The sequence below is a fragment of the Geodermatophilus sp. SMS 5-13 genome (assembly GCF_059428245.1).
In genome coordinates this window covers 875,101-898,618 of record NZ_CP165729.1, presented here as the reverse complement: position 1 = coordinate 898,618, position 23,518 = coordinate 875,101, and the positions used below count along the sequence as shown (strand labels likewise).

The 23,518-nt window shown below is 74.0% G+C and carries 27 protein-coding genes and 1 pseudogene; 12 read left to right on the top strand and 16 right to left on the bottom strand.

Annotated features, from left to right (window positions below; translation table 11 throughout):
• Window positions 1-183 precede the first annotated feature (183 nt).
• Window positions 184-348 (top strand): CsbD family protein, encoded by a 165-nt coding sequence (locus tag AB3388_RS04345; RefSeq protein WP_495409528.1) that lies wholly within the window; start codon window positions 184-186, stop codon window positions 346-348.
• 129 nt (window positions 349-477) lie between these two features.
• Here AB3388_RS04345 and AB3388_RS04340 read toward each other — a convergent pair whose 3' ends face one another.
• Complete coding sequence (locus tag AB3388_RS04340) at window positions 478-1,368, bottom strand: endonuclease domain-containing protein (RefSeq protein ID WP_495409527.1); 891 nt, start codon at window positions 1,366-1,368, stop codon at window positions 478-480.
• A gap of 99 nt (window positions 1,369-1,467) precedes the next feature.
• Window positions 1,468-2,223, bottom strand: coding sequence for a (deoxy)nucleoside triphosphate pyrophosphohydrolase (locus tag AB3388_RS04335; protein ID WP_495409526.1), 756 nt, complete (start codon window positions 2,221-2,223; stop codon window positions 1,468-1,470).
• Between the two features lie 58 nt (window positions 2,224-2,281).
• Between AB3388_RS04335 and AB3388_RS04330 the strand changes: the two genes are divergently transcribed.
• The 6 genes from AB3388_RS04330 to AB3388_RS04305 all read left to right on the top strand — a co-directional run bounded on the left by AB3388_RS04330 (window position 2,282) and on the right by AB3388_RS04305 (window position 6,498).
• Window positions 2,282-2,755 (top strand): RrF2 family transcriptional regulator, encoded by a 474-nt coding sequence (locus AB3388_RS04330; protein ID WP_495409525.1) that lies wholly within the window; start codon window positions 2,282-2,284, stop codon window positions 2,753-2,755.
• Between the two features lie 35 nt (window positions 2,756-2,790).
• Window positions 2,791-3,321, top strand: a complete 531-nt coding sequence (gene cysC, locus AB3388_RS04325) for an adenylyl-sulfate kinase (RefSeq protein WP_495409524.1) — start codon at window positions 2,791-2,793, stop codon at window positions 3,319-3,321.
• Between the two features lie 232 nt (window positions 3,322-3,553).
• On the top strand, window positions 3,554-5,230 hold the full coding sequence (locus AB3388_RS04320; protein ID WP_495409523.1) for a nitrite/sulfite reductase: 1,677 nt from the start codon (window positions 3,554-3,556) through the stop codon (window positions 5,228-5,230).
• Window positions 5,227-5,394, top strand: a complete 168-nt coding sequence (locus AB3388_RS04315) for a hypothetical protein (protein WP_495409522.1) — start codon at window positions 5,227-5,229, stop codon at window positions 5,392-5,394. The genes AB3388_RS04320 and AB3388_RS04315 overlap by 4 nt, the downstream gene beginning before the upstream one ends.
• Window positions 5,391-6,101, top strand: coding sequence for a phosphoadenylyl-sulfate reductase (locus AB3388_RS04310; protein WP_495409521.1), 711 nt, complete (start codon window positions 5,391-5,393; stop codon window positions 6,099-6,101). The genes AB3388_RS04315 and AB3388_RS04310 overlap by 4 nt, the downstream gene beginning before the upstream one ends.
• A gap of 109 nt (window positions 6,102-6,210) precedes the next feature.
• Complete coding sequence (locus AB3388_RS04305; protein ID WP_495409520.1) at window positions 6,211-6,498, top strand: 4a-hydroxytetrahydrobiopterin dehydratase; 288 nt, start codon at window positions 6,211-6,213, stop codon at window positions 6,496-6,498.
• A gap of 3 nt (window positions 6,499-6,501) precedes the next feature.
• On the opposite strand, the gene AB3388_RS04300 is transcribed toward AB3388_RS04305, so the two are convergent.
• The 10 genes and pseudogenes from AB3388_RS04300 to AB3388_RS04255 form a co-directional block, all read right to left on the bottom strand.
• A complete protein-coding gene (locus AB3388_RS04300; protein ID WP_495409519.1) occupies window positions 6,502-6,873 on the bottom strand; it encodes a VOC family protein in 372 nt (123 codons plus the stop codon).
• Between the two features lie 35 nt (window positions 6,874-6,908).
• Entirely contained in the window at window positions 6,909-7,979 is a 1,071-nt protein-coding gene (locus AB3388_RS04295; RefSeq protein WP_495409518.1) for a right-handed parallel beta-helix repeat-containing protein, read from the bottom strand.
• Complete coding sequence (locus AB3388_RS04290) at window positions 7,976-9,706, bottom strand: right-handed parallel beta-helix repeat-containing protein (RefSeq protein ID WP_495409517.1); 1,731 nt, start codon at window positions 9,704-9,706, stop codon at window positions 7,976-7,978. The genes AB3388_RS04295 and AB3388_RS04290 overlap by 4 nt, the downstream gene beginning before the upstream one ends.
• On the bottom strand, window positions 9,703-10,962 hold the full coding sequence (locus AB3388_RS04285; protein ID WP_495409516.1) for a glycosyltransferase: 1,260 nt from the start codon (window positions 10,960-10,962) through the stop codon (window positions 9,703-9,705). Before AB3388_RS04285 ends, AB3388_RS04290 begins: the two co-directional genes overlap by 4 nt.
• A pseudogene (locus AB3388_RS04280) lies at window positions 10,937-11,074 on the bottom strand (IS5/IS1182 family transposase); the annotation flags it as partial. The pseudogene AB3388_RS04280 and the gene AB3388_RS04285, both read right to left, overlap by 26 nt.
• Before the next feature lie 126 nt (window positions 11,075-11,200).
• Entirely contained in the window at window positions 11,201-11,677 is a 477-nt protein-coding gene (locus tag AB3388_RS04275) for a DUF3995 domain-containing protein (protein WP_495409515.1), read from the bottom strand.
• A complete protein-coding gene (locus AB3388_RS04270) occupies window positions 11,674-12,063 on the bottom strand; it encodes a DUF3037 domain-containing protein (RefSeq protein WP_495409514.1) in 390 nt (129 codons plus the stop codon). Before AB3388_RS04270 ends, AB3388_RS04275 begins: the two co-directional genes overlap by 4 nt.
• Complete coding sequence (locus AB3388_RS04265) at window positions 12,060-12,896, bottom strand: HipA family kinase (RefSeq protein ID WP_495409513.1); 837 nt, start codon at window positions 12,894-12,896, stop codon at window positions 12,060-12,062. The genes AB3388_RS04270 and AB3388_RS04265 overlap by 4 nt, the downstream gene beginning before the upstream one ends.
• 35 nt (window positions 12,897-12,931) lie before the next feature.
• On the bottom strand, window positions 12,932-13,651 hold the full coding sequence (locus AB3388_RS04260; protein ID WP_495409512.1) for an ABC transporter permease: 720 nt from the start codon (window positions 13,649-13,651) through the stop codon (window positions 12,932-12,934).
• Window positions 13,648-14,550, bottom strand: coding sequence for an ABC transporter ATP-binding protein (locus AB3388_RS04255; RefSeq protein ID WP_495409511.1), 903 nt, complete (start codon window positions 14,548-14,550; stop codon window positions 13,648-13,650). Before AB3388_RS04255 ends, AB3388_RS04260 begins: the two co-directional genes overlap by 4 nt.
• A gap of 120 nt (window positions 14,551-14,670) precedes the next feature.
• Here AB3388_RS04255 and AB3388_RS04250 point away from each other — a divergent pair, with 120 nt between their 5' ends.
• The 5 genes from AB3388_RS04250 (at window position 14,671) to AB3388_RS04230 (ending at window position 20,392) form a co-directional block, all read left to right on the top strand.
• Window positions 14,671-16,782 carry a catalase gene (locus tag AB3388_RS04250; RefSeq protein WP_495409510.1) on the top strand — a complete coding sequence of 704 codons (2,112 nt, stop codon included), beginning with the start codon at window positions 14,671-14,673 and terminating at the stop codon, window positions 16,780-16,782.
• A 92-nt stretch (window positions 16,783-16,874) separates the two neighbouring features.
• Window positions 16,875-17,684 carry an inositol monophosphatase family protein gene (locus AB3388_RS04245; RefSeq protein ID WP_495409509.1) on the top strand — a complete coding sequence of 270 codons (810 nt, stop codon included), beginning with the start codon at window positions 16,875-16,877 and terminating at the stop codon, window positions 17,682-17,684.
• 10 nt (window positions 17,685-17,694) lie between these two features.
• Window positions 17,695-18,426, top strand: a complete 732-nt coding sequence (locus tag AB3388_RS04240; protein ID WP_495409508.1) for a monooxygenase — start codon at window positions 17,695-17,697, stop codon at window positions 18,424-18,426.
• 96 nt (window positions 18,427-18,522) lie between these two features.
• A complete protein-coding gene (locus AB3388_RS04235; RefSeq protein WP_495411435.1) occupies window positions 18,523-19,947 on the top strand; it encodes a M1 family metallopeptidase in 1,425 nt (474 codons plus the stop codon).
• A 7-nt stretch (window positions 19,948-19,954) separates the two neighbouring features.
• Window positions 19,955-20,392 carry a protein-tyrosine phosphatase family protein gene (locus AB3388_RS04230; protein WP_495409507.1) on the top strand — a complete coding sequence of 146 codons (438 nt, stop codon included), beginning with the start codon at window positions 19,955-19,957 and terminating at the stop codon, window positions 20,390-20,392.
• A 30-nt stretch (window positions 20,393-20,422) separates the two neighbouring features.
• Here the strand turns inward: AB3388_RS04230 and AB3388_RS04225 are convergent, their stop codons facing one another.
• The 4 genes from AB3388_RS04225 to AB3388_RS04210 form a co-directional block, all read right to left on the bottom strand.
• Window positions 20,423-20,923 carry a hypothetical protein gene (locus AB3388_RS04225; protein WP_495409506.1) on the bottom strand — a complete coding sequence of 167 codons (501 nt, stop codon included), beginning with the start codon at window positions 20,921-20,923 and terminating at the stop codon, window positions 20,423-20,425.
• A gap of 62 nt (window positions 20,924-20,985) precedes the next feature.
• Window positions 20,986-22,098 carry a serine hydrolase domain-containing protein gene (locus AB3388_RS04220; protein ID WP_495409505.1) on the bottom strand — a complete coding sequence of 371 codons (1,113 nt, stop codon included), beginning with the start codon at window positions 22,096-22,098 and terminating at the stop codon, window positions 20,986-20,988.
• Window positions 22,099-22,162: 64 nt separating this feature from the next.
• Entirely contained in the window at window positions 22,163-22,879 is a 717-nt protein-coding gene (locus AB3388_RS04215; protein ID WP_495409504.1) for an FAD-binding oxidoreductase, read from the bottom strand.
• Window positions 22,872-23,480, bottom strand: a complete 609-nt coding sequence (locus tag AB3388_RS04210; RefSeq protein WP_495409503.1) for a sulfite oxidase-like oxidoreductase — start codon at window positions 23,478-23,480, stop codon at window positions 22,872-22,874. Before AB3388_RS04210 ends, AB3388_RS04215 begins: the two co-directional genes overlap by 8 nt.
• Window positions 23,481-23,518: the final 38 nt, after the last annotated feature.

Sequence of the window (23,518 nt, the reverse complement as noted above, 5' to 3'; positions counted from 1 at the left end):
CCCACAATCCGCCCCGCCTGCCTCAACTTCCGCTCGTGTCACGGGCGTGGAACGAGACCACTTCCTGCGCACACCCCCCAGCTCCGCAGACCTTTCAGCAGATCGCGGCGGCGGCTGCGTGTGTCGGCGCCGGATCGGGCGGGTAGCACAACGGCTCCGGCGGATCAGAGGAGGTCTCATCCGATGAGCGACAAGATCGAGAACAAGGCGCAGGAACTGGCCGGCCGGGCGAAGTCCGCAGCCGGCGCAGCCACCAACGACCGCGACCTTCAGGCCGAGGGCGAGAAGGACAAGACGGCCGGCAGCCTCAAGCAGGCCGGCGAAAAGGTGAAGGACGCCTTCAAGTAGGCCCTCGTCACTGACGAGCACGCGGAGGGCGCCGGTCCCGACCATGGGGGCCGGCGCCCTTTTCGGGCTATCCCCTGGGGTTTATCGCGATCAAGTACGCGCACTTTGTCGCGATCAAGTCCGGCTGAATCACCCGGGCGCGGACTCGGCGAGGAGAGCCCGGATCCGCGCGACGACGTCGTCCAGGTCTCTCAAGTCGGACGAACTGAGCCGCAGCACCCGCCAGCCCGCCGCGACGAGGTGCTCGTAGCGCGCGTCGTCCCTGCGGATCTGCAACTCGTCGAAGTGGTAGGCACCCTCGTACTCGACGATCACCTTCGCCTCGGGCCAGGCCAGGTCGACCTTGCCGAAGAAGACGCCGTCCTCGTACACGTGGAACTGCGGCACGGGGTGCGGCAGGCCCGCGAGATGGCAGGCGACGCGCACCTTCGACTCGGGCGGGCTCATCGCCCTGCCGTCCACCAGCGGAAGGACGGCCTGCGCCCTCTTGCTGCGCCACTGCCCGCGCCGTGTCGTGAACTCCAGCGCCAGCAGCGATTCGCTCAATTCGCCGTCGTTGAGCTGCGCATCCCGGAGCATTCCGTCGAGCATCGCCACCGCCGTCAGCGTGGTCTCCAGCGTGGCGACCTCCCACGCGGTACGCCGCGCGGTGGTGAGCCGGACGTCGTCGTCGCTGGTCCACAACTCATGCGGCCGAAGGTCCGTCCGGTGCACCTGAACGCCACGCGGTCCCGTCCAGCGGCAGTCACGGGGGACGACGACCAGGACCGGATCCGTCGCGGTGCTGAACGGCGCGCCGAACCAGGCGGCAGCCGACCGGCCGCCGATGGCGGCTTCGGGCGGCATGAGCAGGGCGGCGGCACGCGCCCTGAGCCGGTGGTCCTGGACCCCACCGGCCTCCGCGTACACGTTGTGCAGCAGGCGGCGGAACAGCCCGGAGTCCAACTGCCGCTTCGTGAACAGCCCCTCGGCCACGGCATGTGATCCGAGGAAAGGGCCTCCGTTGTAGTGGCGCGTCACCGCGGCACTGTGGCGCAACCCGGCGGCGCAACGATCGCGTCGTCCACAGGCGTGCTTTATCGCGATAAAGCACGCGCGCTTTATCGCGCGAAAGTGCCGTCAGGGGTGGGTGAGGAGGGACTTGACGGCGGGGAGGAGGGGGCGGTCGGCGGGGATCCACTCGAGGTCGTCGAGCTCGTCGGCGCGCACCCAGCGCAGCTCGGCGTGCTCGCGGGCCACCAGCTCTCCCCCGGCCAGCCGCGCCCACCAGACCCGCAGCGTGGAGGCGCCCGGTTCGCCGCCCGCGACGACGCCGTCCAGCAGCACCTCGCCGACGAACGCCTGAGGGACGACGTCGACGCCGAGCTCCTCGCCGATCTCGCGCACCAGCGCGGACAGGTCCGACTCCCCCGGCTCCACCTTGCCGCCCGGGAACTCCCAGCAGCCGTCGTACGGGCCGCCGGACCGCTGGGCGACGAGCACGCGGTCACCCTCCACGACCGCGGCACCGACCACCTGCACCACCTCGAGCGCGCGCCGTGCCGCGGCGGCCGCGTACAGGTCCAGGTGGGCCTGCATCGCCCGCAGGATCCGCCGGCGCAGCACCAGCTGGTCGACCAGCCCGCCGAGCGGTCCGCGCAGGCCGGTCTCCCAGTCCACCTGCTCGTCGACGAGCGTGCCGGCGCCGGTCGCGGAGAACCGCCGGGAGTGCGTCAGCCAGCCCCGCCCGCGCCGGACGGCGTAGACGTCGCGCTCCGGCCGGACCGACACGACCTCCTCGAGCGGGTCCGTCCAGGGCCGGCCGAGGGTGCGCGCCACGTCGAATGCGACGGTCAGCGGCGCCTCCACCAGAGTGGTGAAACGCAGCTGGAACACGGATGCACCTTCCCAGACAGGGCAGGATGGACCCGCAGCACCCGGGAGAAGGAGCACCGTGCGCATCACCGCCCGCGTCGACTACGCCGTCCGCGCCGCCCTCGAGCTGGCGGCGGTCGCACCCGACGCGCTGACGTGCGACCGGATCGCTACGGCGCAGAACATCCCGAACCGCTTCCTCCAGGCGATCCTCGGCGACCTGCAGCACGCCCGGCTGGTGACCAGCCAGCGCGGGCGCGAGGGCGGGTACCGGCTGGCGTTGCCGCCGGAGGAGATCTCCGTCGCCCGGGTCATGCGGGTGGAGCAGGGCTTCCTCGCCGACGTCCACGGGCAGCGACCGGAGGACGTCGAGTACCCCGGCGCGGCGGCGCCGCTGGCCCAGGTCTGGGTCGCCGCGCGGGAGGCCTACCGGCGGGTGCTCGACGAGGTCACGCTCGCCGACGTCGTCGCCGACAAGTTCCCCTCCCACGTCGCCGAGCTGATCGCGATGGAGAGCGCCTGGCGCTCGTTCGGCGACGCCGGCACCGGCTGACCGGCGGTTCCGGACCCTCAGGAACACTGGGCGCCATGTCCGACGGCGTCACCGTGTTCCTCACCGGCCTGTCCGGGGCCGGCAAGTCCACCATCGCCGACGCCCTCGTAGCGGATCTCGAGTCCGACGGCGTCCCGGTGACCGTGCTCGACGGCGACGTCGTCCGGACCCACCTGTCCAGCGAGCTGACCTTCTCCCGCGAGGACCGCGACCTCAACATCCGCCGCATCGGCTTCGTCGCCGGTGAGGTGGTCAAGCACGGCGGCACGGTCGTCGTCGCGGCGATCGCCCCCTACGAGCAGGCCCGCGAGGACGCGCGGAAGCTGGTCGAGCAGCACGGCCGGTTCGTCCTGGTGCACCTGTCGACCCCGCTCGAGGTCTGCGAGCAGCGCGACGTCAAGGGCCTCTACGCCAAGGCCCGCGCCGGCGAGCTGCCCGCCTTCACCGGGGTCAGCGACCCCTACGAGCCCCCGGCCCGCGCGGAGGTCACCATCGACACGTCGGTCATCCCGCTCGAGGAGTCGGTCGCCCGCATCCGGGCGGCGATGAACGGCGGAGTGAGCTGAACCACTCCGGCTGTGTTGCGCGAGTGTGACACCATGGAGCGCATGACGGACCGTGGCGCTCTGCTCGTCGCGCGTCTGCACATCGACTTGGCGCTCGTCTCCAGCGCCGTGTGTCGCGCTCCGCGCTGACACCGGTCCCCTCGCGCGACGCTGCGCACCCCGATCTGGCCCAAGCGCACCTCCCCGCCCGGGTTGCTGCCCCGTGCGCGGACGGCGCAGGAAGAAGTCCGACGTGACCACCCCACCCCGCACCAGCACCCGGCCCAAGCGCGGCGAGGGTCAGTGGGCCCTCGGCTACCGCGAACCGCTCAACCCCAACGAGCGGGTCAAGAAGGACTCCGACGGCCTCGACGTCCGCCAGCGGATCCTCGACATCTACGCGCACACCGGGTTCGACGGCATCGACCCGACCGACCTGCGCGGCCGGTTCCGCTGGATGGGCCTCTACACCCAGCGCGCCCAGGGCATCCCCGGCGGGAAGACGGCGACGCTCGAGCCGGAGGAGCTCGAGGACTCCTTCTTCATGATGCGGGTGCGCACCGACGGCGGCGCACTCTCGTCCGAGCAGCTGCGCACGGTCGCCGACATCAGCACGGAGTTCGGCCGCGACATCGCCGACGTCACCGACCGGCAGAACATCCAGCTGCACTGGATCCGCGTCGAGGACGTCCCCGAGATCTGGCGGCGGCTGTCCGCCGTCGGCCTGCAGACGACCGAGGCCTGCGGCGACACCCCCCGCGGCATGCTCAACTGCCCGCTCGCCGGCGTCCTCGCCGACGAGGTCGTCGACGCCAGCGAGGTGCTCGCCGAGACCGTCGCGAAGTACGTGGGCAGCCCCGAGTTCAGCAACCTGCCGCGCAAGTGGAAGACGTCGATGTCCGGCTGCCCGGACCTGTGCACCGAGCCGGAGATCGACGACGTCTCCTTCAACGGCGTGGTGAACGCCGACGGCGAGGTCGGCTACGACCTGTGGGTCGGCGGCGGCCTGTCGACCAACCCGAAGTTCGCGCAGCGGATCGGCGTCTTCGTCCGGCCCGATCAGGTCACCGACGTCTGGGCCGCGGTGACCAGCATCTTCCGCGACTACGGCTACCGCCGGCAGCGCAACCACGCGCGGATGAAGTTCCTCATGGCCGACTGGGGCCCGGAGAAGTTCCGGCAGGTGCTGCAGGACGAGTACCTCGGCTACGCGCTGCCCGACGGCCCGGCGGCCGCGGCGCCGAAGCACGACCAGCGCGACCACGTCGGCGTGCAGAAGCAGAAGGACGGCGCCAACGCGCTGGGCTTCGCCCTGCGCACCGGCCGGATCAGCGGCACCGTGTTGCGGCGCATCGCCGACCTCGCCGACCAGTACGCGCAGGGCCGGACCCGGACGACGACCCAGCAGAAGATGGTCATCCTCGACGTCCCCGACGAGAACGTCGAGCCGCTGATCGAGGCCCTGGCCCGGCACGACCTGCAGGTCCGCCCGAGCGCGTTCCGCCGCGGCACGATGGCCTGCACCGGCCTGGAGTTCTGCAAGCTCGCCATCGTCGAGACCAAGCAGCACGCCCAGGACCTCTACGCGGAGCTCGAGAAGCGGCTGCCCGACTTCGACACGCCGATCGGGATCAACGTCAACGGCTGCCCGAACAGCTGCGCCCGGTTCCAGACCGCCGACATCGGCTTCAAGGGCTCGATGGTCCGCGACGACGCCGGCGAGATGGTCGAGGGCTTCCAGGTGCACCTCGGCGGCCACCTCGGCGGTGCGGACGCCACGTTCGGTCGCAAGTTCCGCGGCCACAAGGTCACCAAGGCCGAGACGGCGGACTACTGCGAGCGGGTGCTGCGCGGCTACGTCGAGCGGCGCCAGGACGGCGAGTCGTTCGCCGCCTACGTCGCCCGCGCCGAGGAGGCCTGGTTGCTGTGAGCGAGGGTGCGCCGGAGGGAACGCGGCACCTGCCGGTGTTCTTCTGCCCCTACTGCGGTGACGAGGAGCTCGCGCCGCACGAGGAGCCCGGGGCCTGGCGCTGCAGCGCGTGCCTGCGTGCGTTCACCGTCCGCCTGATCGCGACAGGAGTGCAGCAAGGATGACGACCGCCGTCCGGCCGACGCCCGAGCTCGCCGACGAGGCCGATGCCCGTTTCGAGGGCATCGCCGACCCGGTCGAGCAGGCGCTCGCCGTCCTCACCTGGGCCGGGGAGACGTTCGACGAGGACTTCGCGATCACCTCGTCGATGGCCGACGGGCTGCTCGCCCACCTGGCCGGTACCGCGATCCCCGGCGTCAAGGTCGTCTTCCTCGACACCGGCTACCACTTCGCCGAGACCGTCGGTACCCGCGACTGGATCGCCAGCGCCCTGCCGATCACCCTCGTGAACGTCACGCCGCCGCAGACCGTCGCGGAGCAGGACGCCGAGTTCGGCGCGAAGCTGCACGACCGCGACCCCGACCTGTGCTGCTCGCTGCGCAAGGTGCAGCCGCTGGCCACCACCCTCGCCGGCTTCGCCGCCTGGGGATCGGGCGTCCGCCGCGACGAGTCCCCGACCCGCGCGGGCACCCGGCTGGTCGACTGGGACGCCAAGCGCGAGATGATCAAGGTCAACCCGCTCGCGGCCTGGACCCAGGACGACGTCGACGCCTACATCGAGCGCCACCAGGTGCCGGTGAACCCGCTGTTCGAGCTGGGCTACGGCTCCATCGGCTGCGCGCCCTGCACCCGCCCGGTCGCGCCCGGCGAGGACCCCCGCGCCGGGCGCTGGGCCGGCCGGAACAAGACCGAGTGCGGCCTGCACACCTGAGAAAGGACCCCGTACCCCTCACCCTTCGCAGGCTCAGGGTGAGCCTCCGGACGGGGCCGAAACCGCGGGACCCTGGAACGAGGCCGCCCCGGCACGGCACCATGGCCGCATGGCAACGCGCCTCTCCCCTGACGAGCTGTCGGCCGCCCTGCACGGTCTGCCGCTGTGGTCCGGCGACGGCGAGGGCATCCACCGCAGCGTCGAGCTGCCGAGCTTCCGGGACGCCGTCGCCGCGATCGGGTCGATCGCCGACGTCGCCGAGGAGCTCGACCACCACCCGGACGTCGACCTGCGCTGGCGCACGCTGCACCTGCACCTGGTCACCCACTCGGCCGGCGGGGTCACCGACAACGACCTGACGCTGGCCCGCCGGATCGACGAGCTGCTGCCGGGCTGAGGCCTAGAGGGGGCAGAACAGGTCGACCCGGTAGCCGTCGGGGTCGGCGACGGTGGCGTAGCGCTGACCCCACGGGGCGTCGAAGGGCTCGTGCACGACGCTGCCGCCCGCGCCGGCGGCCCGCCCGGCGGCGTCGTCCACCTCCCCCGGCGAGTCGAACAGCACGGCGAAGCCCGCGGTGTTGCCGGGCCGCGGCGGCTCGCCGTGCAGCCCCTCCAGCAGCGTGGCGGTGTCGATCATCAGCCGGACGCCGGCCTCGGCCTCGACGTGCTCGGTGTCGGCCTCCAGCGGCGGGAACCGGAAGCCGAGGCCCTCGTAGAACGCGACGGTGCGGGCCAGGTCGGTGGCGCTCACGGCCACGGCGGCGATCTGCATGACCGGGGTCTACACCCGCTCGGTGACAGGACGGCTCAGCTGCGGCACTCCACGTTGGTCAGCCCGCTGTCGGCACCGGATTCGGTGTTGTCGCAGGTGACGGTCGTGCTCTCCCGCATGCCTCGCGGGCCGGCGGCGTTGATGCCGTAGCCCGGCCCCTCGACGTGCGCGGTGTTGCCGCGGAAGACGTTGCCCCTCCCCCAGCCGTCGACCACCTCGTGCACCTGGAAACCGTCCTCGGGGCTGGTCGTGCCGACGTTGTCCTCGATGACCCAGCCGTTGCCCTTGACGTCGACCCAGGAGTCCCCTTCCACCATCCCGGCCCCGTCGAACCGGTTGCCGCGGACGACGCCGTCGCTGGTGCCCTCCTTGACGTCCACGGACTCCGCGGTCGTGGCGGCGATGTCGTTGCCCTCCACGAGGTTGCGGTCGCTGCGGTCGGGCCGGCACGCGGTGAGGTCGCACCAGTTGCTCTCGGCGCTGCCGACGTACACGCCCTCCCCGAACTTCGCCTTGCGCAGCCCGGTGTCGCGCACGGTGTTGCCGCGGACGACGTTGTCCGTGCTGCCCGTCCGCAGGTGGATCGCCTCGTCCCCCACCGACTGCACCAGCAGCCCCTCCACCAGGTTGCCCACCCCGGCGTCCACCATCAGCCCCTTCTGCCCGCCCGTGAGGGTGAGGCCGACGACCCGCCAGTGCGCGGCGCCGTCCAGGTGCAGCGTGTAGCCGCCGTCGACGTCCCCGCCGTCCAGCACCGCGCCGCGGCCCCCGCAGAGGGTGATCGGGGCGTCGGCCGTGCCCTGGGCCGTGCCGACGAACGTGCCGCGGTAGCGGCCGTCGGCCAGGTGGATGGTGGTCCCGGGGCGGGCCGCGGCGAGCGCCGCGACCAGGTCGTCGGCGGTGCGCACCTCCACCGCCCCGGTCGGCTCGCAGGTCGCGGGCGGCGGCGGGGGCGGTGCCGCGGTCGACGCGGACGGGCCGGCCGGCTGCCGGGACGGTCCGGACTCCGACGGGGAGGGCGCCGCGCCGGTCCCGCCGGGCCCGCAGGCGACGAGCAGCAGCAGGGCGACGGCGAGCGGGGCCAGACCCCGCGGCCCCCGGCTCATCCTCCGCCGCCTCCTCCGGACGCGGCCGGTGCGGCGGCTGCCCGCGGCACGAAGACCGGCGCCGCGCGCAGCTCGTCGGTGTAGGGCAGCGTGCCCGGCGCCGGCCGTCGCCGCCGGCCGCGCAGCGAGGCCAGCACCGGCACCAGCAGGACGACGACCCACAGCACCACCATGGGGTGCCGGGGGACGAAGCGGGACCAGTACACCCAGTCGTCCTCGTCCACCGTCCAGCGGTCGGTGTCGTTGCCGGCGACCCGGACCTCGGCGTCGCCGTCGAGCCGGTAGGTGTCCACCGCGGCCGGGCCGCGGCCGGTGACCGTGTTGGCGACGACCGAGGCGGCGGACGCGCCCGACACGGAGACGCCGTAGTGGGCGGCCGCCCGCACCTCGTTGGCCCGCACCGCTGCGTCGGCGTCCTGCAGCCGGATGGCGGTCCGGCCGCCGCCGATCCGGTTGCCCTCGAGCCGCGCGACGCCGTCCTGCAGGGAGATCCCGAAGCGGCGGGTGCCGTGCACCACCGTGTCGCGGACCGTGGTCGGGTGCCGGGTGCCCACCAGGACGACGCCGTCCCGGCCGCCGCGGACGGCGAGCCCGCTGATCGACACCGCGGAGCTCTGCACGATCCGCACCGCGGTGCGGCCGTTGCCCTCGGCCCGCCCGCCGGTGACGGTGAGCCCGCCGAAGATGCGGGTGGAGGCGCCGCCCGCGGACGGTCCCTCGGCGAGCGGCGCGCCGCTGAAGGAGATGCCGGACACCCCGTTGCGCGAGGCGTCGACGCCGGTCAGCCGCACGTCCTCGGAGCCGAGATCGGCCGAGACGCCGTAGCGGCCGTTGCCGGTCGCGCGGCCTCCGGTCACCTCGGTGCCGACGGTGCGGCGGTGCAGCGCCAGCCCGTCCACGGTGTTGTCGGTGAACGCGGAGCCGGTGATCGCCAGGCCGAGGGCGCCCGAGGCGAACACGCCGTAGTGGCCGCGCGCGAACGTCGACCCGTGCACCGAGCCGCTGGTGGCGGCGCGCGGGCTGCCCGTCCACGCCACCCCGCCGGTGCGGCCGGACCAGAAGCCGAGATCGCTCGCCTGCACGAAGTCCAGGGTCATGCTGCCGCCGGAGGTGCGCACGTAGGACCGCCCGTCCACGGGGCTCGGATCCGCGGTGGCCGGGCCCGGGCTCCAGCTGGTGATCCGCAGCGGGGCCCCGGACCCGCCGGCGAGGACCAGCGAGGCCTTCCAGGCGACCAGCGAGACGAACCGGCGGCCGTCGCTGCGCAGTCGCAGCGTGGTCCCCGGCGCGACGACCCGCAGGCTCGCGCCCGGGGCGACGAGGACGTGCCGGACCACGTCCACGCCCCCGTCTGGCGCGCGGACGGCGGCGCCGAGCGCCTCGAGATCGGCCAGCCCGTAGTCGCGGCCGATGGGCGTCAGCACCAGCGTGGCGTCCCGGCCGGCGCCGGCGGTGTACGGCGGTGCGCCGAACGGGACCGCGGCGACCAGGTCGAGCAACCGCCGGTCCTCCGCCTCCAGCAGGCGGCTCTGGCGCTCCGCCCGGACCCCGGCCAGGTCGTGGCGGAGGACGGCGAGGCGCGAACCCTGGGCGTGCGCGTCCGGCACGCGGTCGCCCGGCCGGGGACCGGCGGTCGTCGGCAGGACGGCGGCACCGCTGACGACGGCGGCGGTCAGCACGAGCAGGCAGCTCAGCGCGACGCGCGAGGGGGCCCGCGACCCGCTCACGAGGACACCGCCACGCCCTCGGCCCGGGCCGGCCCGGGCTCGAGGCTCGCCTCGTCCTGGCCCTCACCCCCGACGAGCGCCGAGCGCCGGGTGAGCCACCCCTGCCGGTTCATCGTGAACAGCGCGAACGTCTTGATCGGCAGGGCCACCAGCGCGATGACGACGACCACCACCGGCAGGAGGACGACGTCCGCGGGCTTGCGGCGCAGGTGCGAGAGGCTGCGGATCGCGCGGCCGATCAGCAGCCAGGCCCCGGCGAGGACCAGTCCGCGCACTCCGGCCGGGCCCGTTCCGGCCAGCACGACGTAGTAGATGGCGGCGAACATGGTCACCGGCGTGAAGAGGATCTGCAGCACCGTGACCTGGCTGACCAGGGGCACCTGCCACAGCCAGCCGTTCCAGGCGGCGGTCAGGTAGCACCGGTAGGAGTTGCGGCTCCAGCGCACCCGCTGCTTGCAGAACGCCCGGAACGTGTTCGGGAACATCGACATCGCCCGCGCGCTGCTCTGGTGCACCGTCCGGTAGCCGCTGGCCAGGACCAGCCAGGTCAGCCGGCCGTCGTCCCCGGCGATGCAGCGCCGGCCGAGGAAGAACTCGTGCTCCAGGTGCTCGAGCACCGGGACCACGGCGCTGCGCCGGTAGGCCGCCGTCCGGCCGGAGACGCAGACGACCGCGCCGGCCAGGCCCGTGGCCGGCACGTAGTCCAGGTACCGCAGGTCGATGATCCAGTCCGCCACCCGCCGCCACACGTTCCAACCCGGCCGGTAGACGTTCTGCCGGGTGCTGACCGCGCCCACCCGCGGGTCGGCGAACGGCATCTGGACGGCGGAGAGCAGGCCGGGCTGCCAGGCCGTGTCCGAGTCGCACAGCACGAGCACCTCGCCCCGGGCAGCGCGGATGCCGACCCCGAGTGCGGAGCGCTTGCCCCGGTGCGGGAAGACGATGACACGCAGCCGCGGGTCCACCCGGTCCCCGAGCCGGCGCGCTGCCTCCCGGTCCCCGACGTCCAGGACGACGATCACCTCGGTCGGCCGCTGGGCCAGCCAGGTGTCGAGGCAGCGCTCGAGGACCTCGGGGTCCTCCCGGAACGAGGGCACGACGACCGACGTCGTCGTCCGGAAGTCGTTCACCACCGACCGGTAGCGGTTGGACATCAGCTTGCGGATCAGCCAGATCGACCAGGACAGGATCCCGATGACACCGATCGGTACGAACAGGTGCCAGTCACGGGCGAAGGCGGACAACAGGTCGGACACCAGGCGCTCCCCCATCGGCGGACGCCGCCGCTGCCCCATCCCCCCGTTCCCTCGGGAAGCGACGCGCAGGCTCCGCGATACGTCTTCGTCTCGGCAACGGGTCGGGAGCGTAGAGGCAGGTCCGCGGCGCGGGCCACCGTTCCGGCCCTGGTCAGATCCCCTCCCGGCGGCCGCTCACGCTCAGCATGCCGACACGAGGGGGCCGCGGGTGACTCGTCGTGAGCGGCCCGGTACGGATTCAGGGCTGAACGGGAAGCTCCGGACGGCGCCGTCGGCGGACGGCGACGAGCAGCAGCAGACCCCAGAGCAGGAACCAGGGATCCCAGAGGAGCACGTGCCAGCGCAGCGCCCGGGGGGCCGCCGGCTCGCCGAGCAGGCCGGTCAGCGCGAGGCCGCCCAGGAGCATCTGGGCGCCCCCGTACAGGACCAGGACCACGCCGACGGCCCGTGCGGTGCGCTCCAGCACGAGCGCCGGCACCCGGGCGCCGAACGGCCGCACCAGCGCCAGAGCCAGCACCGCGCCGGCGACCTTGGCCAGCACGGTGACCAGTCCCAGCACTACGCCGGCCGCGCCGCCGCCGCGTGCCAGGCGCTCCGGTCCGCCGCCGACCGTGTCCAGCAGCGCCGTGCCGCCCGCCGACCAGTAGGCGCTGACCGCGGCGTAGGCGAACGCGAGCGCGGCCGCCGCGTAGGCGGGACCGCGGGCCGACCTCACCGCTCGACGGGCAGGACCAGCAGCCGGAACAGCCGGTCGGCCTCGGCGTCCGGGTCGTCGGTGAGCCCGGTGTGCACCGGTCCCGGCTGGACGACGGTGCTGCGCGGCGCGGTCAGCCAGCGGAACCGCGAGCCCAGCGCCTCCCGGCCCGCCGCGCCGGCGACCGGATCGGCGGCGCAGACGTCGGCCGCAGCCTGCAGCGCCCGCCCGATCGCGCCGGCGTCCGCCGTGGGGTCCAGCGCCCGGAGCCGGTCGGCGTCGAGGTGCACCCGCGAGCCCAGGTAGTCGCGCTGCCGGCAGTACACGAGGACGCCGGCGTTGAGCACCTCACCCCGCTCCACCCGCGGCACGACCCGCAGGACCGCGTACTCGAAGGTGTCCCTCACCGCTGGGTCACCCCCTCGGGCGGCGGCGGCCCGAGCCACCCCGGCCGGTTCTCCCCGCGCGGCGCCCGCCGCCGTCCCGCACCGCCGGCGCGGGCGGCGTCGAGCAGGCCGGGCAACCACGCATCACGGGCGCCCAGGCGGGCGAGCAGCTGCGCGACGTAGCGATCCCGCGGTCCCTCCTCGTCGAGCCAGTCGTCCGGAACCCGCGCGAGCACGTCCTCCAGCAGCGAACGGGTCACCCGACCGGCGAGCGCGTCGTCGGCCGCGGCGACGTCCGGCGAGCACTCGATCAGCGCGTGCTGCGTCGCGTCGTAGGGCCGCTCGACCGCGGCCGCGGCGCCCGGCCAGTGGTGGTGGAAGGTGAGCGCGGCGCCGTGGTCGATCAGGTACAGCGAGCCGTGCCAGAACAGCATGTTCGGGTTGCGCCAGGACCGGTCGACGTTGCCGATCAGCGCGTCCAGCCAGAGCACCTGCCCGGCCAGCGCCGGCTCGACCGACGCCACCCCGGCCTCGAAGTCCAGCGCGCCGGGCAGGTAGTCCAGGCCGAGGTTGCGGCCCGCGGAGCGCTGCATCAGCTCCTGCACCTCGACATCCGGCTCCCCCACGGCCAGCTCCGCGGCGACGTCGACGGTCACGAGCGCGGGCACGGGTAGGTCCAGCGCGCGGGCGAGCTCCCCGCAGACCACCTCGGCGACCAGCACCTTCACGCCCTGGCCCGCGGCCCGCCACTTGACCACGTAGGTGCCGAGGTCGTCGGCCTCCATGAGCCCCGGCAGCGAGCCACCCTCACGCAGCGGGGTGACGTAGCGGGTCGCGGTGACGTCGGGCAGCACAGTGCGCGAGACGTTACCGGGCAGGCAGGGGGCGGTCAGACGTCGCGCCGCTCGAGCAGCAGCGCGGCGAGCGCCCACGCCGCGAGCGCCCAGCCGCCGACGACGGCCAGCCCCACCGGCCAGGCGGTGCCCACGGCGAGGAAGGCGTCCTCGCCCACCCGCAGCGCGGGCAGCGCCTGCGAGGCGCGCTCGGCGCCCGCGATCGCCAGCACCGGCGGCAGCACGAACACCAGCGCCAGGCCGAGTCCGGTCCCGCCCGCGGTGGAGCGCAGCAGCGTCCCGAGCCCGACCGACAGGACGGCGACCAGCACGGCCCACACCACCTGCAGGAGCAGCTGCCGCAGCACGGCCGGCGCGGCCAGGTCGACCCCGCCCGGCACGGCGGTGAGCGTGCGCGCGGCCAGGCCGCACCCGGCGGCGGCGACGGCGGTGAGCAACCCGCACCAGCCGGCCACGACGGCGGTCTTCGCGACCAGCAGCCGGCCGCGCCGCGGCACGGCGGTGAACGACGCCACAGCCAGGCCTGTGGTGAACTCCCCGGCGCCGGCCAGCACCCCGAGGACGACGAGCACCAGTTGGGCGAAGCCGAAGCCGGTCAGTGCCCCGGAGACGGCGACCTCCGCGCTGGGCGCCCGGTCGGTGGTCGCCGCGGCCAGCCAGCCGAGCGTCAGCGCGACGAAGAGGTAGCCGCCCGCGCACCACCAGGTGGACGACAGCGAGCGCAGCTTCGTCCACTCGGCGGCGAGCAGCCTCATCGGGCCACCGCCCGGTACTCGACCTCGTCGCCGGTCAGCGCCAGATAGGCCGACTCCAGCGACGCGGTGACCTGGGTGAGCTCGTGCACGGGCACGCCGGCGGCGAAGGCCACCTCCCCGACCGCGGCCACCGCCATCCCCGAGACACGCAGCGCGCCGTCGTCCTCGAGGGCCACCTGCGCGCCCGACCGGGTCAGCGCGGCCGCGAGCAGCCGGGACCCCGGCGTGCGCACCCGGACGACCGCCCGCGCGCCGAGCAGCTCCTCGATCGGGACGTCGGCGAGCAGCCGCCCGCGGCCGACGACGACCAGGTGGTCGGCGGTGTCCTCCATCTCGCTCATGAGGTGGCTGGACACCAGCACGGTGCGCCCCTCCGCGGCGAGGTCGCGCAGCAGCTCGCGGACCCACCGGATGCCCTCGGGGTCCAGGCCGTTGACCGGCTCGTCGAGCAGCAGGACGTCGGGGTCGCCGAGCAGCGCCGCGGCGATGCCCAGCCGCTGGCCCATGCCGAGGGAGAAGCCGCCGACCTTCTCGTCGGCGACGTCGCCGAGCCCGACCAGGTCCAGCACGTCGTCGGCCCGGTGCCGCGGCAGCCCGTTGCTCTGCGCCAGCGCCAGCAGGTGCGCGTACGCCCGCCGCCGGGGGTGCCGGGCGCGCGGGTCGATCAGCACCCCGACCCGCCGCAGGGGCGAGTCCAGGTCGCGGTAGGGCACGCCCAGCACGGTCGCCGTCCCCGCCGTGGGCCGGGCGAGGCCGACGATGCAGCGCATCGTCGTCGTCTTGCCGGAGCCGTTCGGGCCGAGGAAACCGGTGACCCGGCCGGGCTCGATCCGGACCGAGAGGTCGTCGACGGCGACCCGCGCACCGTAGCGCTTGGTCAGGCCGTCGAGCTCGATCACCCCGACAGCATGGCCAGCGCGGCACCCGTTCCGTGTTCCGCCACGCGGGAGGGTCGTTTGTCCTGCTCACCACGTCGGGTAGCGCGGGCGGGACGCCGACAGCCGATTCCAGGAGTTGCCATGCCCCCCGCACGCCGTCCCGACCAGAAGGCCCCCGCAACGTTCAGCCCCACCGGGGTCGGTTACGAGGGCCCGAAGACCGGCCGAGACCCGCGCGAACAGGCGGGTGACGCCCTGACCACGCCGAACGGGGTGCGCATCCCCGACTCCGACCACTCGCTGAAGGCGGGCCCGCGCGGTCCGGTCCTGCTCGAGGACTTCCACCTGCGCGAGAAGATCATGCACTTCGACCACGAGCGGATCCCCGAGCGGGTGGTCCACGCCCGCGGCGCCGGAGCGCACGGCGTGTTCACCGCCAACGGCGCCGCGGCGAAGGTGACCCGGGCCGCCGTCCTGGCCGAGAAGGGCCTGCAGACGCCGGTCTTCGTGCGCTTCTCCACCGTGCTGGGCTCGCGCGGCTCGGCCGACACCGTGCGCGACACCCGCGGATTCGCGACGAAGTTCTACACCAAGGAGGGGACCTGGGACCTCGTCGGCAACAACATCCCGGTCTTCTTCATCCAGGACGCGATCAAGTTCCCCGACATCATCCATGCGGGCAAGCCGCACCCGGACGTCGAGATCCCGCAGGCGCAGTCGGCGCACGACACCTTCTGGGACTTCGTCACCCTCCACACCGAGGCCACCCACCACACGATCTGGAACATGAGCGACCGCGGCATCCCGCGCAGCTACCGGACGATGGAGGGCTTCGGCGTCCACACGTTCCGGCTGGTCAACGCCGACCGCGAGACCGTGCTGGTGAAGTTCCACTGGAAGCCCAAGCTCGGCGTGCACTCCCTGACCTGGGAGGAGGCGCAGATCGCCGCCGGCGTCGACCCCGACTTCCACCGCCGCGACCTCTACGAGGCGATCGAGGCCGGCGCGTTCCCCGAGTGGGACCTCGGCATCCAGGTCTTCCCCGACACCGAGGACGAGACCTTCGAGGGCATCGACCTGCTCGACCCGACCAAGATCGTGCCCGAGGAGCTCGCGCCGGTGCAGGTCATCGGCACGCTCGTGCTCAACGGCAACCCGACCAACTTCTTCGCCGAGACCGAGCAGGTCGCCTTCCACACCGGGCACCTGGTGCCCGGCATCGAGTCGACCAACGACCCGCTGCTGCAGGGCCGCAACTTCTCCTACCTCGACACCCAGCTCACCCGGCTGGGCGGGCCGAACTTCACCCAGATCCCGATCAACCGCCCACACGCGCCGGTCAACGACAACACCCGCGACGGCTTCCACCAGCACGCGGTGCACACCGGGCAGGCGCCGTACACGCCCAACTCGGTCGACGACGGCGCGCCGTTCCCGTCGGAGTGGCCGGATGCCGGGTACGTCAGCGTGCCCCGTCGGGTCGACGGGAACGTGGTCCGCGAGGCGCCCGCGTCGTTCGCCGACCACTTCTCGCAGCCGGCCATGTTCTACGCCAGCCTGACCTCGGTCGAGCAGCGGCACATCGCCGACGCGTACACCTTCGAGCTCGGCAAGTGCTACGAGCAGGCGATCAAGGAGCGCGCGCTCACCGTGCTGGCGCGGATCGACGCCGAGCTGTGCGCGGCGGTGGCCGCAGGGCTCGGGCTGCCGGCGCCGACGCCCGACGTCGCGGAGCACGGCGAGTCCCCGGCGCTGCGGCAGATCAAGCCGACGCCCTTCCCCATCGCCGGCCGCAAGGTCGGCGTCGTCGCCGGGCCGGGCGCCGACCTCGCCGGCATCGCCGACCTGCGCAAGGCGCTCGAGGCGGAGGGCGCGCAACTGCTGGTCATCGCCCCGCACGGCGGGCAGATCACGTCCGGCCGGAAGGTCGAGATCGTCGAGCGCACCTTCACCACCGGCCGCTCGATCGAGTTCGACGCGCTCGTGGTGGCCGACGGCGCCCCGAAGGACGGCGACTTCCGGGCGATCGTGATGCTGCAGGAGGCCTTCCGGCACCTGAAGGCGGTCGGCGCCTGGGGCGACGGCGTCGAGGTGCTCGCCGACGCCGGCATCCAGCCGGACTACCCGGGCGTGCTCACCGGCAGGAAGGCCAACGCCAAGCTGACCGCAGGGCTCGTCGCGGCGCTCGGCACCCACCGGGCCTGGGACCGCACCCCGCTGATCGCCGCCTCGATGATCCCGCCCGCGGCCTGATCGCCCGCGCGAGATCTGCACACTCGTCGTCATCAGCAACTGGTGCGCGCGAGTGTGCAGATCTCGGCGCGGCGAGAGGCAGGATCGTCGGCATGGACCGCGACCTGCCCGACTTCGCGACCGGGCTGGTCCGCGAGGCCGGCCGGGTGGCCGCGGCGCGCTTCGCCACGGGTAGCTCGGCGACGGAGAAGGACGACGGCACCGAGGTGACCCCGGTCGACATCGAGGTCGAGGAACTCCTGCGCGAGCGCATCGTCGACCGCTTCCCGCACGACGCGATCTACGCCGAGGAGGGCGGCGAGACCGCGGGGACCTCCGGCCGGCGGTGGGTGCTCGACCCGATCAACGGCACCAGCCTGTTCGTCCGCCGGATCCCGACCTTCAGCATCATGCTGGCGGTGGAGGACGGCGACGGCCCGGCGGTCGGCGTCATCGGCTCGCCCGTCGTCGACCAGGTGGTGCACGCCGGGCGCGGGCTCGGCTGCTGGCGTCAGCACGGCGACGCGGCACCGGAGCGGCTGCGGGTCAGCGCCACCGCGCGGCGGCGCGGCGCGACCGTGGAGACGCTGAACCAGGTCACGTGGTCCGAGGAGCTCGTCGTCGCGCTGCACCGGGAGCTGTTCGTGCTGCCCGCGATGGGCGGCGCCATCGACGTCGCCGCCGGGGTCACCGACGCGCAGGTCGTCGCCGGCTTCCCGATGGGCTACGAGGACCGCGCGCCGCTGCCGGTGATCATCGGGGAGGCGGGCGGGCGGGTCACCGACCTCAACGGCGACGACGTCCTCACCGGCGACGGCAGCGTGCTGGCGAGCAACGGGCTGCTGCACGACGGGCTGCTCGAACTGGTGGCCGGCGTCCCGCACGGACGCGACTTCCGCACCCACTTCGCCGGCGACGCCTAGCCTCGCGCGTGTGCCGCCGCTGACCACCCTGCACGTCTGGGGGGTGCCGGGCCGCGCGGTGCCCGGCGCGCTCCTGCGCATGGCCGCCGACCGGCGGCCGCTGCGCCGCGCGCCGGGGCTGCGGTTCGCCAAGCTGCTGGGGACGGGCAGCGGCCGGACGTTCACCCTGAGGGACGCCGAGCCGCGGCGCTGGGCGCTGCTCGCCGTGTGGGACGACGACGCCGCGGCGGACGCCTTCGCCGACGGTGACGTCGTCCGCCGGTGGCGCCGGCTCGCCGACGAGGAGTGGACGGCGCGGCTGCGCCCGCTCGCCGCCCGCGGCCGCTGGTCCCGGCGGGAGCCGTTCGGCCGGCCCGCACCGCAACGGTGGGACGGGCCGGTCGCCGCGCTCACCCGCGCCCGGCTCGTCCCGCGCGCGACGCTGCGCTTCTGGCGCGCCGTCCCGCCGGTGTCGGCCGACCTGCACCGGAGTCCCGGGCTGCGGCTCGCCCTCGGCGTCGGGGAGGCGCCGATCGGCCTGCAGGGCACCTTCAGCGTCTGGGAGTCGGCCGCCGCGCTGAACGCCTTCGCCTACGGCCGGGCGCCGCACGCCGCCGTGGTGGCGCGCACCGCGCGGGAGGGGTGGTACGCCGAGGAGCTCTTCGCCCGCTTCGGGGTGATCTCGTCGTCCGGCACGGTGACCGGGCGGGACCCGCTTCCGACAGGCTGTGACGGCTGGCCGGGAAAGATTCCGTCCCGCTGAGCGCGGAACTGCGCCGTCCTCTAACTTCGCGCCCTGTCGGGGGTCCGACCTCTCGCTGGAGCGGCCATGCATCGCAGAGCAGCAGTAGTGGCAACCATGACCCTGTCCGCCGTCCTCGTCCCCGGCGTCGCCGGCGCGCACGAGAGGGACGGGGACTTCACCCCCGGCGCGGTCGGGATCGGGGACCCGTACTTCCCCACCGACGGCAACGGCGGGTACGACGTCGAGCACTACGACATCGACGTCCGGTACGACCCCGCCACCGACCTGCTCACCGCGGTCACCACGATCGAGGCCGAGGCCACCCAGGACCTGTCGAGCTTCAACCTCGACTTCGACGGCCTGACCGTCCGGAGCATCACCGTGGACGGCCGGGACGCCACCTGGACCCGCGACGGCGACGAGCTGACCGTGACGCCCGAACGCGGCCTGCGCAACGGCAGGGACTTCGAGACCGAGGTCGCCTACGACGGCGTGCCGCAGACGATCAACGACGCCCTGGGCATCTCCGGCTTCATCCACACCGACGACGGCGCGATCGTCGCCGGCCAGCCCTACGTCGCCGCCACCTGGTTCCCCTCCAACGACCACCCGCGCGACGCCGCCTCGGTCTCGGTGACCGCGACCGTGCCCGCCGGCCTGGAGGCCGTCTCGAACGGCGAGCTGCGCGATCAGCGGTCCCGCGACGGGTGGACGACGTGGTCCTGGCGGGCGCGCGAGCCCATGGCCACCTACCTCGTGACCGTGGCCATCGGCCAGTTCGACCTGCGCGAGTACCGCGCCGACGGCATCCGCTTCTGGGACGCGGTCGACCCGGACCTGGCCACGCTGGACGTCAACCCGGACGAGGCCGCGGTCGCGCTGGCCGGACCGGTGGCCGACGCGTCGCTGGCCAAGCAGCCCGCGATCATCGACTTCCTGTCCGGCTTCTTCGGCCGGTACCCGTTCCGGTCGTCCGGCGCGATCGTCGATGACACGATCGACCTGCAGTTCGCGCTGGAGAACCAGACCCGGCCGGTCTACTCACCGCTGTTCTTCTTCGACCAGGTCTCCGGCGACACCGTGGTCGTGCACGAGCTGGCCCACCAGTGGGTCGGCGACCTGCTGCGCCTCGACTCCTGGCAGCACGTCTGGCTCAACGAGGGCTTCGCCACCTACACCGAGTGGCTGTGGCTCGAGCGGGAGGGGCTGTCCTCGCCGCAGCAGCAGTTCGACGACATCGCCGCCAACGCCCCGCCGGAGTTCTGGCAGCTCGCCATCGGCGACCCGGGCGCGGACGTCGGCAAGATCTTCGACATCGCGGTGTACTTCCGCGGCGCGATGACCCTGCAGGCGCTGCGCACCACGGTCGGCGACGACGCGTTCTTCGAGATCCTGCGGGAGTGGGTGGACACGCAGGCCGGCGGCACCGTCACCACCGACGAGTTCATCGCTCTGGCGGAGAAGATCTCCGGCCGGCAGCTGGACGACCTGTTCCACGTCTGGCTGTTCACCCCGGAGAAGCCCGCTGAGCTCGCCTGAGCCGGACGTGCCGGCGCCCCTCGAACCGGCATGGGGCGCCGGCACGCCGGGCCTGCTTCGGCTGCCCTCGGGGCGGGTGGTCCGTGGCCGCGGCCTGCGCCGGCCGCTGCCCGACGGCCCGCTCCCCCAGTTCGGCGTCTACCTGCTCGGCCGGGCGCCCGAGGTGGCGTGGGAGTCGGTCTGGGTGCGCTGGCCGGACTTCCGGCTGCCCACCGACCCGGCCGCGGCCCGGGCCGCGTTCGAGCAGGCCTGGGCGCGGGCGGCGACCGAGCGGGTCGAGGTGGCCTGCGGCGGAGGAGTCGGCCGCACCGGCACGGCGCTGGCCTGCCTCGCCGTGCTGGACGGCGTGCCGGCCGACGAGGCCGTGGCGTACGTGCGCGCCCACTACCACCCGCGCGCCGTCGAGACGCCGGGGCAGCGGCGGTTCGTCAGCGCCTTCGGCTGAGCGCGGCCGGCCCGGTGTCCGGGCGGCCGGTCAGGCCGACGGCCCGGCGGGGCGGCCCGCGGCGAGCACGGGCACGTCGTCGACGAACGGGATCTTGGTCGAGTACTGGTGGAACAGCTTGACCGCGTCGTCCAGGGAGAGGTGGCCGAACTCGAGCAGCGTGGACAGGCCCTCCAGCTCGGTCTTCGCCGCCTCCGCGGTCGTCAGCCGGTTGAGCGCCGCCTCGTGCGACTTGGCCAGGTTCGTCATCACCGCGGCGGCCACGGACACCAGGAGGGCCAGCAGGCACAGCGTCCGCCAGACGTAGGAGTCGCTCGACAGCCCGAAGATCTTCTGGACGCCCTCGGCGAAGGTCTCCCCGCCGACCGCCGGACCGACGGTGAACACCGCGGCCAGCGAGCTGAGCACGATGACGATGTTGGCCCGCCGGCGGATCCCGGGCCGGTTCTCCCGCAGGAACTGTGCGACGGACCCCCGCCGCGCCTCGATGCGCGCCAGCAGGTCCCGCCGCAGTTGGTCGTTCTCGTCCATGGTCGCCTCCCCCGCGGCAGCGTCCTCCTCGCGGGGAGACGGCGACAACCCGTTCCGGAACGTCACACACACCGGTGCACGGCGGCCCAGAACTCGTCGGGCTCGTCCTGCGCGCTGGTCATCATGCGCTGGGTCAGGAGGACGGCGGCCAGGTCGCGCGACGGGTCCACCCAGGCGCTGGTGCCGGTGCCGCCGTCCCAGCCCCACCGGCCCGGCGAGCGCCACGGCCGCACCCGTTCGGTGTCGACGCCGACCTGCAGCCCCCACGACCGGCCCCGGCCCAGGAACTCCCGGCCGGCCGCCCGCTGCTCGGGGCTCAGGGCGTCGCGGGTCATCGCGGCGGCCGACGCGGCGGAGAGCACCGGCCCGCCGCCGTCGGCCAGGGCGGACAGGAAGGCCAGCACCTCGGGTGCGGTGGAGACCAGCCCGCAGGACAGGCTCTCGAACCGCGGCCGCCCGGCGAGGACGCCCTCCGGTGGGTCGACGACGTCCAGCCCGCCGTCGGTCGGCCAGTACAGCGGGGGCAGCCGGTGCGGATCGACCGCGCGGAGACCGGTGTCGGCCAGCCCGAGGGGGCCGGTCACCTTGTCGGCGAGCAGGTCGGCGACGCTGCGGCCGGTCGCGCGGGCGAGCAGGACGGACAGGACGTCGCTGCAGGTGTGGTAGTTCCAGGTCTCCCCCGGCTGGCCGGACAGCGGCAGCTCCCCGAGCCGGGCCAGGTACTCGTCCGGCGGCAGCTCGGGCGGCAGCGCGCTCGGCCCCACCCCGCGGTCGTTCATCGCCTGCTCCAGCGGGCCGAGGCCGGACGCCCACCCCAGGCCCGCCGTGTTGGTGAGCAGGTGCCGGACGGTGATCGGCCGGACGGCGGGCACGGTCTCCTCCAGCGGCCCGCCCCGGCGGGCGGTCACCCGCGGCTCGGCCAGCTCCGGCAGCCACCCGCCGACGGCGTCGTCGAGGCCGAGCACGCCGTCCTCGACGAGGGCGAGGGTGAGCGCGCCGCCGAACGGCTTGGTCACCGAGGCGAGCCGGAACAGCGTGTCCGGCTCCATCGGGGCACGGCCGTCGACGGCGAGCTGCCCGCCGGCGAGCACCTCCGTGACCCCGTCGTGGCGCACCGCGGCGACGAAGCCGGGCAGCCGGCCGGAGTCGACCTGGGCCTGCAGGACGTCGGCCACCGGCCCGAACCTCCGCGTCATGCAGCAAGAGACCCCGCCGCCGCGCGGAACTCATCGCCCCGGCTCAGCCCGACGGCCCGAACCGCTCCACGCGGATGTCGTGGTCAGGCACGCCGACGTCGATCAGCAGCTGGCTGGCCGCCTCGGCGAAGCGCGCCGAGCCGCAGACGTAGGCGGTCCCCCCCGGCTCCCACAGCGACCGCAGCTCGTCGGCCATCAGCCGCGCCGCCGCCCGATCGCCGTAGGGCTCGCGGGTCAGCACGATCAGGGCGCCGGCGTCCATCAGCTCCATGGCGTAGGGCAGCTCGACCAGCGTCCGGCTGGAGACGGCGATGCGCAGCAGGTCGGTGCGGCCGAGCCGGCGAGCGTGGCGCAGCATCGCCAGGAGGGGCACGACCCCGGTGCCGCCGCCGACCAGCAGCGCCGGCGACTCGCCGTCCCAGACGAACCAGCCGCCGATCGGCCCGCGGACCTCCAGCTCGTCGCCGGGCCCGACCACGTCGGCCAGGTAGGTGGACACCTCGCCCTCGTCCAGCCGCTCCACGAACAGCTCCACCTGGGCGTCCCCGGGCGCGGACGCCACCGAGTAGGAGCGCTGCGCCCGGTAGCCGTCGTCAGCGGTCAGCCGGACCACGTAGTGCTGGCCGGCGAGGTGCTCGACCCGGTCCGGGACGTCGAGCCGCAGCTCCACCGTGCGCGGGATCGGGTGGCGCACGGTGGCGACGGTCGCCGTCCGCCAGCCCCCGCTGGGCGCCGACGGACGGGTCGGGAGCTCAGTCACCTTGGTACCTCTGCTCCCGCCACGGGTCGCCGCGGTCGTGGTACCCGTTCTGCTCCCAGAAGCCGGGCTGGTCCCGGTGCATCAGGGTCAGCTTGGTGACCCACTTGGCGCTCTTCCAGAAGTAGAGGTGCGGCACCAGCAGCCGCACCGGCCCGCCGTGCTCGATCGGCAGCGGCTTGCCGTCGAACTCCCAGACCACCCACGCCTTGCCGCCGGTGACGTCCTCGAGCGGGAGGTTGGTCGTGTAGCCGGTCTTCGACGTCGCCATGACGAAGTGCGCGTCGGGCAGCGGCTGCGCCGCCTCGAGCAGCGTGTCGACGCTGACCCCGGCGAACCAGGTGTCGAACTTCGACCAGGTGGTGACGCAGTGGATCGCGCCGCGGTACTCCGCGGGCGGCAGCGCGTGCGCCTCGTCCCAGGTCCACGTGCGGGACTGCGCCACCCCGCCGTCGACGGTGATGCTCCACGTCTCCGGGGCGATCCGGGGCGTCGGCTCGGCGGTCAGCACCGGCCAGTCGCGGCCGACGTCGTACTGGCCCGGCGGCAGCCGGGGGTCGCGCTCGCGCCGGCGGCCGAGGAAGCCGCGGGTGGTTCCGGCCATGTCGAGGGTCCTCCTCCGCGCCCGCGGGTCGAGGGACG

Bases quoted from the DNA above. Each gene is read 5' to 3' on its own strand.
- AB3388_RS04345 (WP_495409528.1), top strand. From the start codon at position 184: ATGAGCGACAAGATCGAGAACAAGGCGCAGGAACTGGCCGGCCGGGCG.
- cysC (WP_495409524.1), top strand. From the start codon at position 2,791: ATGTCCGACGGCGTCACCGTGTTCCTCACCGGCCTGTCCGGGGCCGGC.
- AB3388_RS04310 (WP_495409521.1), top strand. From the start codon at position 5,391: ATGACGACCGCCGTCCGGCCGACGCCCGAGCTCGCCGACGAGGCCGAT.
- AB3388_RS04305 (WP_495409520.1), top strand. From the start codon at position 6,211: ATGGCAACGCGCCTCTCCCCTGACGAGCTGTCGGCCGCCCTGCACGGT.
- AB3388_RS04300 (WP_495409519.1), bottom strand. From the start codon at position 6,873: ATGCAGATCGCCGCCGTGGCCGTGAGCGCCACCGACCTGGCCCGCACC.
- AB3388_RS04295 (WP_495409518.1), bottom strand. From the start codon at position 7,979: ATGAGCCGGGGGCCGCGGGGTCTGGCCCCGCTCGCCGTCGCCCTGCTG.
- AB3388_RS04260 (WP_495409512.1), bottom strand. From the start codon at position 13,651: ATGAGGCTGCTCGCCGCCGAGTGGACGAAGCTGCGCTCGCTGTCGTCC.
- AB3388_RS04250 (WP_495409510.1), top strand. From the start codon at position 14,671: ATGCCCCCCGCACGCCGTCCCGACCAGAAGGCCCCCGCAACGTTCAGC.
- AB3388_RS04245 (WP_495409509.1), top strand. From the start codon at position 16,875: ATGGACCGCGACCTGCCCGACTTCGCGACCGGGCTGGTCCGCGAGGCC.
- AB3388_RS04235 (WP_495411435.1), top strand. From the start codon at position 18,523: ATGACCCTGTCCGCCGTCCTCGTCCCCGGCGTCGCCGGCGCGCACGAG.
- AB3388_RS04225 (WP_495409506.1), bottom strand. From the start codon at position 20,923: ATGGACGAGAACGACCAACTGCGGCGGGACCTGCTGGCGCGCATCGAG.
- AB3388_RS04210 (WP_495409503.1), bottom strand. From the start codon at position 23,480: ATGGCCGGAACCACCCGCGGCTTCCTCGGCCGCCGGCGCGAGCGCGAC.